This is a genomic window from Cupriavidus sp. BIC8F (genome assembly GCF_032465815.1).
Lineage (GTDB): Bacteria > Pseudomonadota > Gammaproteobacteria > Burkholderiales > Burkholderiaceae > Cupriavidus > Cupriavidus necator.
This window is the reverse complement of the sequence record NZ_CP136095.1, coordinates 1,144,063-1,158,960: the sequence shown is the minus strand read 5'-3', so window position 1 is coordinate 1,158,960 and position 14,898 is coordinate 1,144,063. Positions and strand designations below refer to the sequence as shown.

The 14,898-nt window shown below is 66.1% G+C and carries 15 protein-coding genes; 5 read left to right on the top strand and 10 right to left on the bottom strand.

Annotated elements, in window-relative coordinates; genetic code table 11:
• Positions 1-6: 6 nt before the first annotated feature.
• The 5 genes from meaB to RS901_RS25430 are packed head-to-tail and all read right to left on the bottom strand — an operon-like array spanning position 7 to position 4,844.
• Entirely contained in the window at positions 7-909 is a 903-nt protein-coding gene (meaB, locus tag RS901_RS25450) for a methylmalonyl Co-A mutase-associated GTPase MeaB (RefSeq protein ID WP_316156910.1), read from the bottom strand.
• Positions 906-2,033, bottom strand: a complete 1,128-nt coding sequence (locus tag RS901_RS25445) for a CoA transferase (protein WP_316156909.1) — start codon at positions 2,031-2,033, stop codon at positions 906-908. The genes meaB and RS901_RS25445 overlap by 4 nt, the downstream gene beginning before the upstream one ends.
• Complete coding sequence (locus RS901_RS25440; RefSeq protein ID WP_316156908.1) at positions 2,030-2,446, bottom strand: cobalamin B12-binding domain-containing protein; 417 nt, start codon at positions 2,444-2,446, stop codon at positions 2,030-2,032. The genes RS901_RS25445 and RS901_RS25440 overlap by 4 nt, the downstream gene beginning before the upstream one ends.
• Positions 2,443-4,068: an acyl-CoA mutase large subunit family protein gene (locus RS901_RS25435; protein ID WP_316156907.1), complete on the bottom strand. Its 1,626-nt coding sequence runs from the start codon at positions 4,066-4,068 to the stop codon at positions 2,443-2,445. The genes RS901_RS25440 and RS901_RS25435 overlap by 4 nt, the downstream gene beginning before the upstream one ends.
• On the bottom strand, positions 4,065-4,844 hold the full coding sequence (locus RS901_RS25430) for an enoyl-CoA hydratase/isomerase family protein (RefSeq protein WP_316156906.1): 780 nt from the start codon (positions 4,842-4,844) through the stop codon (positions 4,065-4,067). Before RS901_RS25430 ends, RS901_RS25435 begins: the two co-directional genes overlap by 4 nt.
• 178 nt (positions 4,845-5,022) lie before the next feature.
• Here RS901_RS25430 and RS901_RS25425 point away from each other — a divergent pair, with 178 nt between their 5' ends.
• Positions 5,023-5,781 (top strand): IclR family transcriptional regulator, encoded by a 759-nt coding sequence (locus RS901_RS25425; protein WP_316156905.1) that lies wholly within the window; start codon positions 5,023-5,025, stop codon positions 5,779-5,781.
• 13 nt (positions 5,782-5,794) lie between these two features.
• Positions 5,795-6,412 (top strand): uracil-DNA glycosylase family protein, encoded by a 618-nt coding sequence (locus tag RS901_RS25420; RefSeq protein WP_316156904.1) that lies wholly within the window; start codon positions 5,795-5,797, stop codon positions 6,410-6,412.
• Between the two features lie 63 nt (positions 6,413-6,475).
• Here RS901_RS25420 and RS901_RS25415 read toward each other — a convergent pair whose 3' ends face one another.
• Entirely contained in the window at positions 6,476-7,300 is an 825-nt protein-coding gene (locus tag RS901_RS25415; protein WP_316156903.1) for an IclR family transcriptional regulator, read from the bottom strand.
• A gap of 130 nt (positions 7,301-7,430) precedes the next feature.
• Between RS901_RS25415 and RS901_RS25410 the strand changes: the two genes are divergently transcribed.
• From RS901_RS25410 to RS901_RS25400, 3 genes are all read left to right on the top strand, one after another.
• Entirely contained in the window at positions 7,431-9,086 is a 1,656-nt protein-coding gene (locus RS901_RS25410) for a choline dehydrogenase (protein ID WP_316156902.1), read from the top strand.
• 129 nt (positions 9,087-9,215) lie between these two features.
• The gene (locus RS901_RS25405) at positions 9,216-10,544 is read left to right on the top strand and encodes an MFS transporter (RefSeq protein WP_316156901.1); all 1,329 of its coding nucleotides are present in this window, start codon (positions 9,216-9,218) and stop codon (positions 10,542-10,544) included.
• Between the two features lie 68 nt (positions 10,545-10,612).
• Positions 10,613-11,338: a GntR family transcriptional regulator gene (locus RS901_RS25400; RefSeq protein WP_316156900.1), complete on the top strand. Its 726-nt coding sequence runs from the start codon at positions 10,613-10,615 to the stop codon at positions 11,336-11,338.
• Positions 11,339-11,378: 40 nt separating this feature from the next.
• Here the strand turns inward: RS901_RS25400 and RS901_RS25395 are convergent, their stop codons facing one another.
• The 4 genes from RS901_RS25395 to RS901_RS25380 are packed head-to-tail and all read right to left on the bottom strand — an operon-like array spanning position 11,379 to position 14,835.
• Entirely contained in the window at positions 11,379-11,834 is a 456-nt protein-coding gene (locus RS901_RS25395; protein ID WP_316156899.1) for a thioesterase family protein, read from the bottom strand.
• Between the two features lie 12 nt (positions 11,835-11,846).
• Complete coding sequence (locus tag RS901_RS25390; protein ID WP_316156898.1) at positions 11,847-13,043, bottom strand: CaiB/BaiF CoA-transferase family protein; 1,197 nt, start codon at positions 13,041-13,043, stop codon at positions 11,847-11,849.
• Between the two features lie 4 nt (positions 13,044-13,047).
• Complete coding sequence (locus RS901_RS25385) at positions 13,048-13,839, bottom strand: enoyl-CoA hydratase (protein ID WP_316156897.1); 792 nt, start codon at positions 13,837-13,839, stop codon at positions 13,048-13,050.
• Positions 13,840-13,866: 27 nt separating this feature from the next.
• On the bottom strand, positions 13,867-14,835 hold the full coding sequence (locus RS901_RS25380) for a tripartite tricarboxylate transporter substrate binding protein (protein ID WP_316156896.1): 969 nt from the start codon (positions 14,833-14,835) through the stop codon (positions 13,867-13,869).
• Positions 14,836-14,898 lie beyond the last annotated feature (63 nt).

Below are 14,898 nucleotides of genomic sequence, written 5' to 3'. Positions count from 1 at the left end.
GCAGCGCTACGCGCCAATGGTCTTGCCCAGCAGGGTCCAGGCCTGCGACAGCTGCTGCCGCAGTGGCAGGGCCAGGAATTCATCGTTCTGATTGGCGACCATCTCGGCAACCTGGACCTCCAGCAGGCGCTTCAGCCGGTAGCGGGCCCGCTGCCTGCGCAACGCCGCCTGCCGCCCGGCGGCAGCCAGCCACGCCTGGTGCCGGTCGATAGCATCGGACAGGGCACTGACCGAGTCGGGACGGGATGCCGCGGTCAGCAGCACCGGCGGAACCCATGCGCCTTGCGCATGCCGCGTGATGGCACCGATGCGCCGGATATCCGTGGCCATGCGCTGGGCGCCCGGCAGGTCTGCCTTGTTGACGACGAAGATATCGGCCATTTCCATGATCCCCGCCTTCATCGCCTGCACCATGTCCCCACTGTCCGGCAACAACAGCAGCACCAGCGTATCGACCTGCGCGCGCGCCGCGTACTCCGTCTGGCCGACACCGACCGTTTCCAGCAGCACCTCGGCAAAGCCGAAGTCATCCATCGCATCCAGCATCTCCGGGAGGTTGTCGGCCAGGCCATCCGACGTGCCGCGCGATCCCAGCGAGCGGATATAGAGTTCCGGGCTGGTGCCAAGCTCGTCCATGCGAATCCGGTCCCCGAGGATGGCGCCGCCGCTCCTGGGACTGCTGGGATCCACTGCGAGCACGCCAAGGCGCCCCTTGGACGCGCGCGCCATGGCGAGATGGCCCAACAGGGTGCTCTTGCCCGCGCCGGGCGCGCCGGTCATGCCGATGCGCCTGGCCGGATGCTGTGGGGTGTCCCGCCGCGCTCGCCGCACCAGCTCCGCGGGCGTGGCGTTGGCGATGCGGGTCAGGGTCCGGCCCAGCGCAGCCCGGTCGAGCGAGGACGGGTTCATGGCGCCACCTTGCCCAAGACTTCATCGCGATGCTCGTCAAGCAACGGCGGCAAGCCATAGCTCGGCTCGTAATCCGAGAAGCGGATCGGGCTTGCCACCGCGCGCAGCGGCAACTCGCCCTGCCCCAGCGCCACGATCAGCGAGCGCGCAGCGGTGATGTCGCTGCCCAGCGCTTCATTCAATGTGCCCACCTCCGACACGACCACGCCCTGTGGCGCCAGGCGCCGCACCCATTGCGCCGCCGGGGCGGAGCGCAGCACCTCGGCAATCTCGGGTATCACCTCGGCACGGTGCGCGCGGCGGCCCGCCATGGTGGCAAAGCGCGGATCCGTGGTCCAGGCCGGCCGGTCCACCTCCTCGCAGAAGGTCTTCCAGAACCGGTCATGGGTGATGAAAAGCGTCAGCCAGCCCTTGGCGGTCGGGAATATCTGTGCGGGCACCAGGTAGGGATGCGACGAATCGGCCAGCCGCTCGATGGTCTCCCCCGCGTTCAGGGCGGCCCCCGCGAGGTAGTTGAGCTGCGACAGCATCACGTCGTACATGGCCACGTCCACCTGCCCACCCCGCCCCTGCACGATCTTCGCCAGCAACCCCACCGCGGCAACCAGGCCAGCCGAGTTGTCCACCGCCGAGTAGCCGGCCTTGGTGGGCGGTGCCGCGGGATCACCCGTCAAAGCCATGACCCCGGTCATGGCCTGGATCACATAGTCGTATGCCGGGCTGTCCGAATAGGGGCCGTCAAGGCCGTAGCCGGTAACGGCCACGCAGACCAGCTGCTCATTCCACTGGCGCAGCACCTCGTAGGTAAGCCCAAGCTTGCGCACCGCCGCCGGACGCAGGTTGGTCACCAGCGCATGGGATTGCCGCAACAGCCGCCCGAGTGCCAGCGTCCCTTCCTCGCTGGCGAGGTCGAGCACCACGCTTTTCTTGTTGCGGTTCAGGCTGGCAAAGTAGGCATTGTGCGGGCCGATGAAATGGGGGCTGATGGTGCGGCCGATATCGCCTTCCGGGGTCTCGATCTTGATCACCTCGGCGCCCAAGTCGGCCATCATCAGCCCGCAGTAGGGCCCGGCAAGCATGTGGCCGATTTCGATGATGCGGATGCCGGAAAGGGGCGCGCTCACGCCAGGCTCCTGCCCAGATCGCTGACCACCGTCTCCAGCGGCATGTCGGCGGTAAACACTGCGGTGACCCCCAGCGACCTCAGGAAGGGCTGGTCCTCAGCGGGAATGGTGCCGCCAACAAAGACCTTGATGTCATGCGCATTGAGTTCTCGCAACTGGGCGATGACCTCCCCCACCAGTTCCTTGTGGCTGCCGGAAAGGATGCTCAGGCCCACTGCGTCCACGCCCTCGTCGACAGCGACCTGCGCGATCTGCAGTGGACTGCGGCGCAGGCCGGTGTAGATGACTTCGGCACCGGCATTGCGCAACGTCAGCGCGATGATCTTCGCGCCGATGTCGTGCCCGTCCAGGCCGGGCTTGCCGATCAGTATCCGCTTGCCGGACAACGCGCCGGCGGCTTGCAGGGTGTTCATAGGTTCACCGGTTCCTTGAATTCGCCCCATTGCTGCTTCAGGCAAGCCACCATCTCCCCGACCGTGGCATAGGCATGGCAGCATTCCACCAGATAGAGCATGACGTTCTCGCTGTCCCTGGCGGCCGCCGCCGTCAGGCGGGCCAGCGACGCATCCACGGCTGACTGCTGGCGCGTGTCCAGCACGCGCTGGAACTTCTCCAGGGCCCGCTGCGCGACGGTCGGATCCAGCGTGAACACCTCGCCGACCCGGATCTCCTCCCCCTCCTTCCTGAAGTGGTTCTGGCCGACGATGACGGTCTGGCCGGAATCGGTGTCCAGCTTGCGCTGCAGGCCCCGCTCGGCCAGCCGCATCTGGATCCAGCCATCCTCGATGGCAGGGATCACGCCGCCGTACGCCTCGATCTCGTTCATCACCTGGACGATCTGCGCCTCCATCCGGTCGGTGTGCTGCTCCAGGAAGTAGCTGCCGCCCAGGGGATCGACGGTCCGGCCGATGCCGCTTTCATAGGCGATGATCTGCTGCGTGCGCACGGCCAGCTCGGCGGAGAACTCGGTCGGGATCTGGAAGGCCTCGTCGAAGGCGCAGGTGAAGATCGACTGCGCTCCGCCCAGTACCGCGGCCATGGTCTCCACCGCCACCCGCGCCACGTTGTTGTAGGGCTGGGGCGCTACCAGCGACGATCCCCCGCAGACGACCCCGAAGCGGAAATGCTGGGCTTTCGGATCCTTGGCGCCATAGCGCTCCTTCATCAGGCGCGCCCAGAGCCGGCGGCCCGCCCGGAACTTGGCAATCTCGTCGAAGAAGTCCATGTGCACGTAGAAGAAGAAGGACAGGCGCTTGGCAAACTTCTCCACGTCGCCGCCGCGGGCACGCAGCTCGTCCACATAGGCCAGTCCGTTGGCCAGGGTGTACGCCATTTCCTCGGCCGCCGTGGCCCCCGCGTCGCGCACATGGGCGCCGGCGATGCTGATGGGGTTGAAGCGTGGCGAGACCTCATTCGAATAGAGGATCGAATCGGCGACCAGCCGCATCGACGGCCGCACCGGGAAGATCCATGTGCCGCGCGCGACGTACTCCTTCAGGATGTCGTTCTGGATCGTGCCGGTCAGCTTGCTGCGCGGCACGTTCTGCTTGTCCGCCACCGCCAGGTACATGGCATAGATGATCGCGGCCGTGCCGTTGATGGTGAACGATGTCGAGATCCTTGACAGGTCCAGGCCGTCGAACAGTATCTCGGCCTCGCTCAGGTTCGACAGCGACACGCCGACCTTGCCGATTTCCGGCCGGGCCATCGGGTGGGTCGGATCGAAGCCGCATTGGGTCGGCAGGTCCAGCGCCACCGAAAGGCCGGTCTGGCCCTGCGCCAGCAGGAACTTGTAGCGCTCGTTGGACTCCTCCGCGGTGCCGAATCCCGAGTACTGGCGGATGGTCCACAGCCGGCCCTGGTAGCCATCGGGAAAGATCCCGCGCGTGAACGGGTAGCTGCCGGGCTCCCCGATTCTGTCCGGATGGACCGCCGCCGCATCCACGCTGGCCGGCACCTCGATGCCGCTCTGGCTGACCGGCCGCAAGGCCGGCTCGGCGCCCGCATCCGCCATGGAAAGCTCAGCATTGCTCATTGGGCCCTCCTGGAGAGGATGCCCTCGGCAGCGTTCCAGTGGTCCGCATGCAGCCAGGTATGCAGCAGCTGCTGCTGCTCGATGGTGCGGGCAGCGTCATGCGACTCGCCGCGCCGGCTGGCCGCGGTCTGTGCCTTGATGCCGCGCAGCACCTGCGGGGCGCAGCCCAGCAGCGGTTGCAGGAAGGCGTGGATGTCCTTGCCGGCGGGTCCGTCCGTGACCACTGCATCGGCCAGGCCCCACTGCAGCGCCTGCTGCGCATCGACAAGCTCGCAACGGCTCATCATGCGCATGGCCCGCGCGGCGCCGACGATCCGGCACAGGTCGGGGCCGCCGCCCCAGGCCGAGGTGATGGCCAGCCGCGCCTGGATGAAGCCGATGCGCGCGCTCGCCGACTGCAGCCGCATGTCGCAGGCCAATGCCAGCTCGGCGCCGCCGCCGATTGCATCGCCGTTCAGGTAGGCCAGCACCGGCAGCGGGCAGTCGCGCACCGCATCCAGGGCGCCGCGCGCCTGCTCGCTCATCGCCAGCGTAGCGTCCCGGTCGCGCACGCCGGACAGGTCGACAAGATCCCCGCCTGCCGCAAAGAAGCGCTCGCCGGCGCCGGTCAGCACGATGCAGCGCAGGCCGGGCTGCGACGCCGCAGCGCTCACCACCTGCGCTAACTCCGCCAGCACGTGGCGGGCCAGCGCATTGTGTTTCTGCGCCCGGTCGATCGTGATCCATAGCGCGCCGCCGGCGCGCTCCTCCACGGTGATGTCCTTAGCTGCGTACACGCTGATCTGCCTCCCGACTGGTTTGAATGGATGCTAGGCGGGCGTTAATTCCGAGACAAGAACGCTAGTTCCGTATCTCGAACAAATGAGTACAATGCAGCGGAATGCGGCCACGCCGCCGGCTTTTGTTCAGCCGGCCGAATTTCTTCCAGCCAGGTGCAAGCGAAAGGAGGGGTCTATGTCCGGCGTCACGGTGACCGCCATCGAGCGGGTGATCGATATCCTTGAAGCCTTCCAGGCAAGCCAGCGGCCGCTGTCGCTGACGGAGTTGGCGGAGGCGATAGACATTCCCAAGAGCACCTGCCACGCCATCGTCTCGACCCTGATGGCGCGCGGCTACCTCTATTCCCTCACCCGTCCGCGCGCGCTCTATCCCACCCGGCGCATCTATGACGTGGCCCGCGACATCACCGAGAAAGACCCGTTCGTGGAACGCGCCACGCCGGTACTGGAGCGGCTGCGCGACGCCACGCGGGAAACCGTGATCCTCGGCAAGCGGCAGGGTGAGTCCGTGATCTACCTGCAGGTCATCGAAGGCGTGCACGCGATCCGCTACACGGCCAAGCCGGGGGAGTTCAAGCCGCTGCACTCAAGCTCCATCGGCAAGGCCATCCTGGGCGGCCTGAAGGAGCAGGAGCTGCGCGGCTGGCTGGCCGGCCGGGAACTGCCCGCCATCACCATGGCCACCAAGACCGACCCGGAAGCCCTCGTGCGCGACATCCAGGACAGCCGGCGCGCCGGCTACTTCGTCACGCGCGGCGAAAACGTGAGCGACGTCTGGGCCGTCGCCACCTTCCTCACCTTGAACAACGAAACCCTGGCCATTGCCGTGGCCGGACCGAGGAACCGGATGGAGACGTGCATCCCTGAGTGCGCGAAAGTGCTGGTGGCAACCTGCAGCTTCCTGTCGCGGCAGGTGGCAGGCAACCACGCGTGATGGCGCAGTGACCATGAGCCGGCCCCGCTACGCCTCGCTCGATGCCCTGCTGACCGAAGTACGGGCTTGCCGCGCCTGTGCGCCACACCTGCCGCTTGGCCCGCGCCCGATCGTGCGCGTCGGGGCCGACGCGCGCATCCTGATCGTCGGCCAGGCGCCGGGGATACGCGTGCACGAAACCGGCATTCCCTGGAACGACGCAAGCGGCGACCGCCTGCGGCAGTGGCTTGGCGTCGATGCCGCCACCTTCCTCGACGAATCGCAGTTCGCGATCATCCCGATGGGGTTCTGCTATCCCGGACGCGGCAAGAGCGGCGACAACCCGCCGCGCCGCGAATGCGCGCCACTGTGGCTCGACCGGCTGCTGGCGGAACTGCCGTTGATCGAGCTGACCTTGCTGGTCGGCCAGTACGCGCAGCGCCATTTCCTCGGGGCGCGCCGCAAGCCGACGCTGACCGAGACCGTCAGGGCATGGAAGGACTACGCGCCCGACTTCGTGCCGTTGCCGCACCCGTCACCGCGCAACCAGCCGTGGTTCAAGCAGCATCCCTGGTTCGAGGGCGAGGTGCTGCCGATGTTGCGCGAGCGGGTTGGGCTGCTGTTGCGGCACGGCCCTGTGCAGACGGGGTAGGCAGCAAGCGATACTCGCCCCCCCGCTGGCCGTAAAGCCCGAGGCCGCGCCTTGCGGCCCGGCTCAGTGCGCGCACAGCACCGCCGCCATCTCCCTTGCCGCCCCCTGCAGCGTCGGCACCGCCTGCAGCAGCACCTCAAGCGAAGCCCGCGCCGTCGGCGCATGACAGGCAATCGCGGCCACCACCCGGCCTGAACCCTCCCCATCCGGCTCGCGCACCGGCACTGCCACCGCGCACATGCCGCGCACGAATTCCTCATGGTCCACGCCGATGCCGCGCGCGCCCAGCCGGTCCAGTTCGGCATTGAGGACAGGCACATCGGACAGCGTGCGTGGCGTGTGCGGGGCAAGGTCGAGGCGCCTGAGCATCTGCTGGCGTTCCAGCCGGTTCATCGCCGACAGGAACAGCTTGCCGCTGGCGGTGCAGTGCAGCGGCACGTGGATGCCGGGCGACAGCTGCAGGCGCAGTGGCTCGTGCGTCTCGACGCGCTCTACGTAGAGGACCCGGTCGCCGTCGAGCGCGGTGAGGTTGCAGGTCTCGCCCAGGCTCGCCACCAGCCTGGCCAGGATGGCGCGGCACTCGCGCAGCATCGGCGGGCTCCTGAGGGTCTGCAGTGACAGGGCCGCGGCGCCCGGCCCGGGCACATAGCCGCGCTCGGCGGGCATGCGGACCACGAAGCCGGTGCGCTCCATGGCGGCCAGCAGGCGCATCAGTGTCGCCTTGGGCACATGCAGCCGCTGCGAAAGCTGGGAAAGGGTCTGTGGGTGCTGCGCCCTGGCCAGGCTGGACAGCACCATCAGCACGCGCAGGCTGCGTGCATCGTCCTCCACCGCCCCGTCTTCTGCTGCAGTGCGATTCTGAAACGGGAATTGCACGTTCTGTTTCACAACCGGCGTCTCCTCGCGATTGAGCTTTCCATTCCGGCCTGGAAAAATAAAATCCGGAACAGAACGTTTCAGATTATAGATCGAAGCCAGGTGGCTACGCGCCTGCCGGCCAGAAAAGGAGACAGCGACGATGTCGCAAACCGTTGACTACATCGTGGTAGGCGCCGGCTCGGCCGGGTGTGTGCTGGCCAACCGGCTCAGCGAAGACGGCCGGTATTCGGTCTGCCTGCTGGAGGCCGGCCCGCCCGACCGCTACCCGTGGATCCATATCCCGATCGGCTATGGCAAGACCATGTTCCACAAGGAAGTGAACTGGGGCTTCTATACGGATCCCGATCCCAACATGCTCAATCGCCGCATCTACTGGCCGCGCGGCCGCACGCTGGGCGGCAGCAGCGCCATCAACGGCCTGATCTACGTGCGCGGCCAGCGCGAGGACTATGACCACTGGGAGACGCTGGGCAATCCGGGCTGGAGCTGGGACAACTGCCTGCCCTACTTCCGCAAGCTCGAGAACAACGACCTTGGCGCCGGCCCCACGCGCGGCACCGAGGGCCCGCTGAACGCGACCTCGATCGACCGGCAGCATCCGCTGGTCGATGCCTTCATCGGCGCCGGCCAGGCGCTGGGCCTGCCGCGCCAGACCGACTTCAACGGTGGCGACCAGGAGGGCGTGGGCTATTACCAGCTCACCACCCGCAACGGCTGGCGCTGCTCCACCGCGGTGGCCTACCTGCGTCCGGCGCGCAGGCGCACGAACCTGCGCGTCGAGACCGATGCCCACACCACCGGGATCCTGTTCGAAGGCAAGCGTGCCGTGGGCGTGCGCTACACCCAGCATGGCCAGCCCTATATCCTGCGGGCGCGGCGCGAGGTGATCCTGTGCGCCGGCGCGCTGCAGTCGCCGCAGTTGCTGCAGCTGTCGGGCATCGGCCCGGCGCCGTTGCTGCAGGACCTGGGCGTACCGGTGGTGCATGCCTTGCCGGGTGTGGGCGAGAACCTGCAGGACCATCTGCAGGTGCGGCTGATCTACGAGGTGGCAAAGCCGATCACCACCAACGACCAGCTGCGCTCGCTGACGGGCAAGGCGCGCATGGGCCTGGAATGGCTGCTGATGCGCAAGGGGCCGCTGGCGATCGGCATCAACCAGGGCGCGATGTTCTGCCGCGCCCTGCCGCAGGAAAGCGCCACGCCGGACACGCAGTTCCATTTCTCGACCCTGTCCGCCGACATGGCGGGCGGCATGGTGCATCCCTTCTCCGGCTGCACCTATTCGGTATGCCAGTTGCGGCCCGAGTCGCGCGGCACGGTGCGGATCCGCTCGACCGATCCGTATGAGCCGCCGTCGATGCAGCCCAACTACCTGTCGGCCGAGCTGGACCGGCGCTGCACCGTGGCAGCGGTACGCTACGCCCGGCGCGTGGCGCAGACCGAACCGATGCGCGGCCTGATGAAACGCGAGTTCCGGCCGGGCGACGAGGTGCGCAGCGACAACGAGATCCTGCATTTCTGCCGCGAGTACGGCGCCACCATCTTCCATCCGTCGGGCACCGCGAAAATGGGTCCCGCCGCCGATCCGCTGGCAGTGGTCGATGCGCGCCTGCGCGTGCATGGCGTGGGCGGGCTGCGCGTGGTGGACTGCTCGGTGATGCCCACGCTGGTCTCGGGCAACACCAACGTGCCGGTGGTGATGATGGCCGAGCGCGCGGCCGACTTCATCCGCGAAGACGCACGACGGGAAATGCATCCCATCGATGCAGCGACCCCGATGGCAGCGGCCGCCTGAGCGGCTTGCGCCAATCCTGATTGCGAACAACCAAGGCCAGGCATCCATAACAAGGCCAAACCCCGCAGTGCATCCGGCGTCCATAACCATCCTTCCAGAGGACGCCGCCCATCACCAGAGGAGACAAGCATGACAAGCCCCAACGAACAGGCGATCCGCAAGGTCGCGCTGGCGTCCGTGATCGGCGCCACCATCGAGTGGTATGACTTCTTCCTGTACGGCGTGGTCGCCGGCCTGGTCTTCAACAAGCTGTACTTCCCCGGCAATGACCCGCTGGTGGCCACCATGCTGGCCTACACCACCTTTGCGGTGGGCTTTGTCACGCGGCCGCTGGGCGGCGTGATCTTCGGGCACTTCGGCGACAAGGTCGGCCGCAAGAGCATGCTGGTGATCACGCTGATGATCATGGGCGTGTCCACCTTCCTGATCGGACTGGTGCCGACCTACGACAGCATCGGCATCCTGGCGCCGATCCTGTTGCTGCTGCTGCGCGTGCTGCAGGGCATCGGACTGGGCGGCGAATGGGGCGGCGCGGTGCTGATGGCCTATGAGTACGCACCGCCGGGCAAACGGGGCTTCTATGCGTCGCTGCCGCAGATCGGGCTGGCGATCGGACTGTGCCTGGCATCCGGCGTGGTGGCGCTGCTGTCGCTGACCCTGACCGATGCCCAGTTCCTGGCCTGGGGCTGGCGCGTGGCCTTCCTGATCTCGGCGGGGATGGTGTTCGTGGGCATGTATATCCGCCTCAACGTCAAGGAGACGCCTGAATTCGCCGTGATCAAGCAGCGCAATGCCGAGACCCAGATCCCATTTGTCGACATGATGCGGCGCTACCCGGGCAATATCCTCAAGGGCATGGGCGCGCGCTATATCGACGGGGTCTTCTTCAACATCTTCGGCGTGTTCTCGATCACCTACCTGACCCAGACCATCCATATCAGCCGGACTGAAGCGCTGGTCGGCGTGATGGCGGCGGCCATTGCGATGTGCTTCTTCATTCCGTTCTTCGGCCACCTGTCCGACCGCATCGGCCGCACCCGCGTGTATTTCTGGGGCTCGCTGATCACGGCCCTGTCCGCCTTCCCGGCGTTCTGGCTGATGCTGAACAGCGGCGGCAACACCATGCTGCTGTGGCTGTCCATCGTGGTGCCGTTCGGCATCCTCTACGCCGCGGTCTACGGCCCGGAAGCGGCGCTGTTCTGCGAGCTGTTCGATGCCAGGGTGCGATACACCGGCATTTCGTTCGTCTACCAGTTCTCGGGGATCTTCGCCTCCGGCATCACGCCCATCATCGCCACGGCACTGCTCAGGTCGGGCGGCGGCAAGCCCTGGCAGATCTGCGCCTACGTGGCCTTTGCGGGGGTGGTGTCGGCGTTGTCGGTGGCGCTGATCGGGCGGGGCGAAGGCTCCCAGGCGCCGCGCGAAAACGGCATGCCGCTGCGCGGTCCGGCACGCTAGGCTCGGAGGGGACCGCCGCCCGCCGGCAATGTCTTAGAATGGCGCAACGCCAATGACAGGGACATTGCATGCAAACTCCGGACGGCACCGGTGCGGCCGCCGCCCCGCTCCTGCCCAGGGTCGTGCGCCAGCGGCTGCACGACACCGTGGTCGACCACCTGCGCAACTTTATCGTCGAGGGGGTGCTGCCGCCGGGCATGAAGCTCAATGAGCGCGAGCTGTGTGAAACGCTGGGCATCTCGCGCACGCCGCTGCGCGAGGCGCTGAAGGTGCTGGCCGCCGAGGGGCTGATCGAGATCTCGCCCAACCGCGGCGCGAGCGTGTCACGGATGAGCGAGGCCGAGGCCTGGGAAGCCTTCGAGCTGATGAGCGGCCTGGAGGCCTTTGCCGGGGAGCTGGCCTGCGAGCGCATCACGCCGCCGGAACTGGCCGAGATCAAGGCGCTGCACTACGCCATGCTGGCCTGCCGCGCGCAGAACGACCTGCCCGGCTACTACGCCCGCAACCAGGAGATCCACGACCGCATCGCCGAGGCCGCGCGCAACCAGACGCTGCTGCAGACCTACCTGACGCTCAACCGGCGGCTCAAGGCGATGCGTTTCCGCTCCAACCACCAGACCGGCAAATGGGACCGCGCCGTGCACGATCACGAGGAGATGATCCGCGCGCTGGAAGCCCGCGACGGCAAGCGGCTGGCGGCCATCCTGCGCCAGCACTTGCTGGAGAAGCGCGCCGCGCTGATGCAGATCCATCCCGACCCGACCGCCGGCGCGCCGGCGCTGCCGAACGCCTGAGGCCATGAGCTTAGAACCCTTTTCATAATGCAATGGGTTCTTACGGTTCTGAATGCATCTCCATGCCCGACAAGGCCTTGTTACATCGCTCACGGAGGCTTGCCGGCGCCGGCGCGGATCGTCCGGATCGCTTGTCCACCCACACCCAGACCGCGGTTGCCGTAGCAAAATGGACTTCGGGGTTGGACGCATCCCGTATCTCGAAGCAAAGGTCGACGCTGCTCCTGCCAATCCGAGTGCAATGCACCGAGACCCGCACCGTTGCGGGATAGCCGATCGGCGTATGGAACGTGCAGCCGACATTGACGACCACCGGCATCAGTTCCGGGGCCTCGGTCGAGGTCCCCAGCACGCTCGTCCACTGCATCCGGGCCTCCTCCGCAAAGCGGAGAACAAGCACGTTATTGACGCGCCCGTCGGCATCCAGATCGCTCCAGCGCACCGGCACGTCAACGATATGGAGAGCGGGTCCTGTGGTTGGCTTCGTACTGTGCATGGGCGCCGATCCTCAAACGGTTCCGTCAGCGCGCAGGGCGCGAATGTCCGCAGTTGAGAAGCCGATGGACGCGAGCACCTCGTCGGTATGCTCACCGCGCACCGGTGCCGAACTGCGCATCTGCGGCGGCGTGCGGGTCAGCTTGAACGGCTGCCCGACCACGTTGATGGGCCCGAGCGTGGGATGCGTCAGCGGCTGCGCGACTTCGAGGTGCTTCACTTGAGGATCGTCGAATACCTTGTCCATGGTGTTGATGGGCCCGGCGGCGACGCTTCCCTGCTCGAAAATTTCAAGCCAGTCCGCCGAAGTCCGCGCACGCGTTCTGTTCGACAGTTCGGCATTCAACGCCTTGCGATGTATCGAGCGCGAGACTTCGGTAGAGAATTCCGGCGTCTCCCACAGATCGGAAGCATGCATCGCGTCGCAAAGCCGCTTGAACATAGCCTGCTCCCCCGCTGCAATGGTGATGTAGCCATCGGCAGTCGGGAATACACCGGTCGGGATAGAGGTCGGATGGTCGTTGCCCGGCTGCTCAGGGATTTCCTGGTGAAAGAGCCACCGGGCAGCCTGGAAATCCTGCATCGCAAGCATCGATTGCAATAGCGAAACCTGCACCCACTGGCCCTCCCCTGACTTCTCGCGCTCGAGCAGCGCGGTCATGACGCCCAACGCGCAATACAGCCCCGCGGCCATATCCGAAACAGCGATGCCGACGCGGGTCGGCCCGTTCTCGGGATAGCCATTCATCGACATCATCCCGCCCATTCCCTGAATGATGTGATCGAACCCCGGGCGCTTGACATAGGGGCCATCCTGTCCGAAGCCAGAGATGCTGGCGTACACGATCCTCGGATTGATTTTCTTCAGCGACTCGTAGTCAATGCCAAGGCGGAACTTGACGTCGGGCCGGAAGTTCTCCGCCACCACGTCAGCCTCGGCGACGAGCTTCTGCAGCACCTCCCGCCCACGCGGATCCTTCAGGTTCAGCGTAATCGAGCGCTTGTTTCGGTGCAGGTTCTGGAAGTCAGCGCCGTCACGCAAGCCGCCCCAGCCGTCGCTTTGCTCAAGGTGCTCCGGCGTTTCGATCTTGATCACGTCGGCGCCCCAGTCGGCAAATTGCCGCATCGCCGTCGGGCCTGCCCGCACCCGGGTAAGGTCCAGTACCTTGTACGCCGCCAGGGGTCCTTTTTTCTCCGTCACTTGAGACATGGATTCACTCCCCTTTGAAGTCGGGCTTGCGTTTCTCGGCGAAGGCAGCTCGGCCTTCGAGATAGTCCTGGCTTGCATAGCAGGCATCGATCATCCTCTGCGCTATCGCCATGTCACGCACGGACTCCGGCTTCTCCAGCTCCAGGAAAGCGCGCTTGATGGCCTTCAGGGTCAGGGGCGCGTTGGCGGCTACCGTCCTGGCATATTCGATCGTGCGGGCTTCCAGTTCCGCGGCAGGCACTACCTCGTGGACCAATCCGGTCCGCAGCGCCTCGTGCGCGTCGTAGCGGCGCGCGGAGAAGAACAAGTCCCGCGCCTGCGCCGGACCGATCAAGCGGTTAAGGCGGATCTGGCCCTGGTAGCCGTAGCCCAGACCCAGGCGCGCCGCGGGGATCGCGAACACAGCATCATCCGCGGCGATGCGGATGTCGCAGCTCGATGCATAGTCGAGCCCGCCGCCCATGCAATAGCCGCGGATCATCGCGATCGTCGGCTTGGAGCATTCGTACACCGAGTTATACGACTTCTCGTTCAGCTCGTGATACGCCTTGTTCTGCGCGGCATCGGTGCGAACCTTGCCAAAGGCCGAGATATTGGAGCCGGCAGCGAATGCCCGGTCTCCCATGCCGGCCACGACCAGCACCCGGACTTCCGGGTCCTCATCATGGGCGGCGATGATCCCCGGGATCGCGGCGGACATCTCCATCGAGATCGCGTTCATCGCCTTCGGGTCGTTGAAGAGTACCCAGCCGATACCGTCGGCCTTGCGTGAAATCATCTGTTCAATCGGGCTCATGTCGGTTCAGGTTTGATTGTTTTGCGCTTACTCAGCCTTCAGGTGTGCCGATGCCACCAGGCCACTCCACTTGGACCGCTCCGATGCAACGAAAGCGGCGACGTCGCTCAGCGACCCGCCCACCGGCCGCACGCCAAGCTCTTTCCACTTCGCCGCGAGGCCTGGGTCATTCACCACCGCGTCGATGTCCCGGTTCAGCTTCGCCGCGATCTCGGGCGGGGTGCCTGCCGGCACGGCGATGGTGAACCAGGCGCCAAACTGGTAGTCAGGCACGCCCGACTCCGCAACGGTCGGCACGCCGGGCAGGCTGTCGAAACGCTGCTTCGACGTGAGCGCGATCGGACGCAGCTGCCCCGATTGGATGAAAGGGAGGACGGTAGGAAGGTTCTCGAACATCAGCTGGGTCTGGTTCCCGATCAGGTCGGTCAGCGCTGCGCCACTCCCCTTGTAGGCAATGTGCTTGATATCCACCTTGGTGATGAACTTGAACAGCTCCGCTGCCAGGTGCGTGGAAGAACCATTGCCGGCGGACCCGAAGAACAGCCCACCCGGCCTGGCTTTGGCCAGGGCGATCACGTCATTGACAGACTTTGCCGTCACGGCCGTATTGACGACCAGGACGTTAGGAAACTCTCCGATGATGCTGATCGGCGTGAGCGCGGTAGACGGGTTGTAGCGCAGGCTGGGAAAGATCGAATACGCGGCATGCACGCCGCTCGTACCCAGCAACAGCGTGTACCCGTCCGGCCGCGACCGCGCGACCGCTTCCGCGCCGATATGGCCGCTGGCGCCCGCGCGGTTCTCGACGATGACCGGCTGGCCGATCTTCTCCGCGAGCCGTTGCCCGACAATGCGCGCCAGCAGGTCGGCGGAGCCTCCCGCCACAAAGGGAACCACCAACCGGATGGGCTTGGATGGATACGAATCCGCCCATGCCGATGTTGTCAGCCACGTAAACAAGAAAGCAAAGCCGAAGAACTTCAAAAAATGCTTCATGATTTCGCCTCTATTCGGTATCGAATGGAATTCGCTGGCAGCAGACTGACGGCCAGCCTGCTG

Excerpts from the sequence above, each read along its gene's own strand:
- RS901_RS25400 (WP_316156900.1), top strand. The coding sequence starts at position 10,613 with ATGCAAACTCCGGACGGCACCGGTGCGGCCGCCGCCCCGCTCCTGCCC.
- RS901_RS25440 (WP_316156908.1), bottom strand. The coding sequence starts at position 2,446 with ATGAACACCCTGCAAGCCGCCGGCGCGTTGTCCGGCAAGCGGATACTG.
- RS901_RS25410 (WP_316156902.1), top strand. The coding sequence starts at position 7,431 with ATGTCGCAAACCGTTGACTACATCGTGGTAGGCGCCGGCTCGGCCGGG.
- RS901_RS25380 (WP_316156896.1), bottom strand. The coding sequence starts at position 14,835 with ATGAAGCATTTTTTGAAGTTCTTCGGCTTTGCTTTCTTGTTTACGTGG.
- RS901_RS25390 (WP_316156898.1), bottom strand. The coding sequence starts at position 13,043 with ATGTCTCAAGTGACGGAGAAAAAAGGACCCCTGGCGGCGTACAAGGTA.
- RS901_RS25435 (WP_316156907.1), bottom strand. The coding sequence starts at position 4,068 with ATGAGCAATGCTGAGCTTTCCATGGCGGATGCGGGCGCCGAGCCGGCC.
- meaB (WP_316156910.1), bottom strand. The coding sequence starts at position 909 with ATGAACCCGTCCTCGCTCGACCGGGCTGCGCTGGGCCGGACCCTGACC.
- RS901_RS25395 (WP_316156899.1), bottom strand. The coding sequence starts at position 11,834 with ATGCACAGTACGAAGCCAACCACAGGACCCGCTCTCCATATCGTTGAC.
- RS901_RS25405 (WP_316156901.1), top strand. The coding sequence starts at position 9,216 with ATGACAAGCCCCAACGAACAGGCGATCCGCAAGGTCGCGCTGGCGTCC.
- RS901_RS25420 (WP_316156904.1), top strand. The coding sequence starts at position 5,795 with ATGAGCCGGCCCCGCTACGCCTCGCTCGATGCCCTGCTGACCGAAGTA.
- RS901_RS25425 (WP_316156905.1), top strand. The coding sequence starts at position 5,023 with ATGTCCGGCGTCACGGTGACCGCCATCGAGCGGGTGATCGATATCCTT.
- RS901_RS25385 (WP_316156897.1), bottom strand. The coding sequence starts at position 13,839 with ATGAGCCCGATTGAACAGATGATTTCACGCAAGGCCGACGGTATCGGC.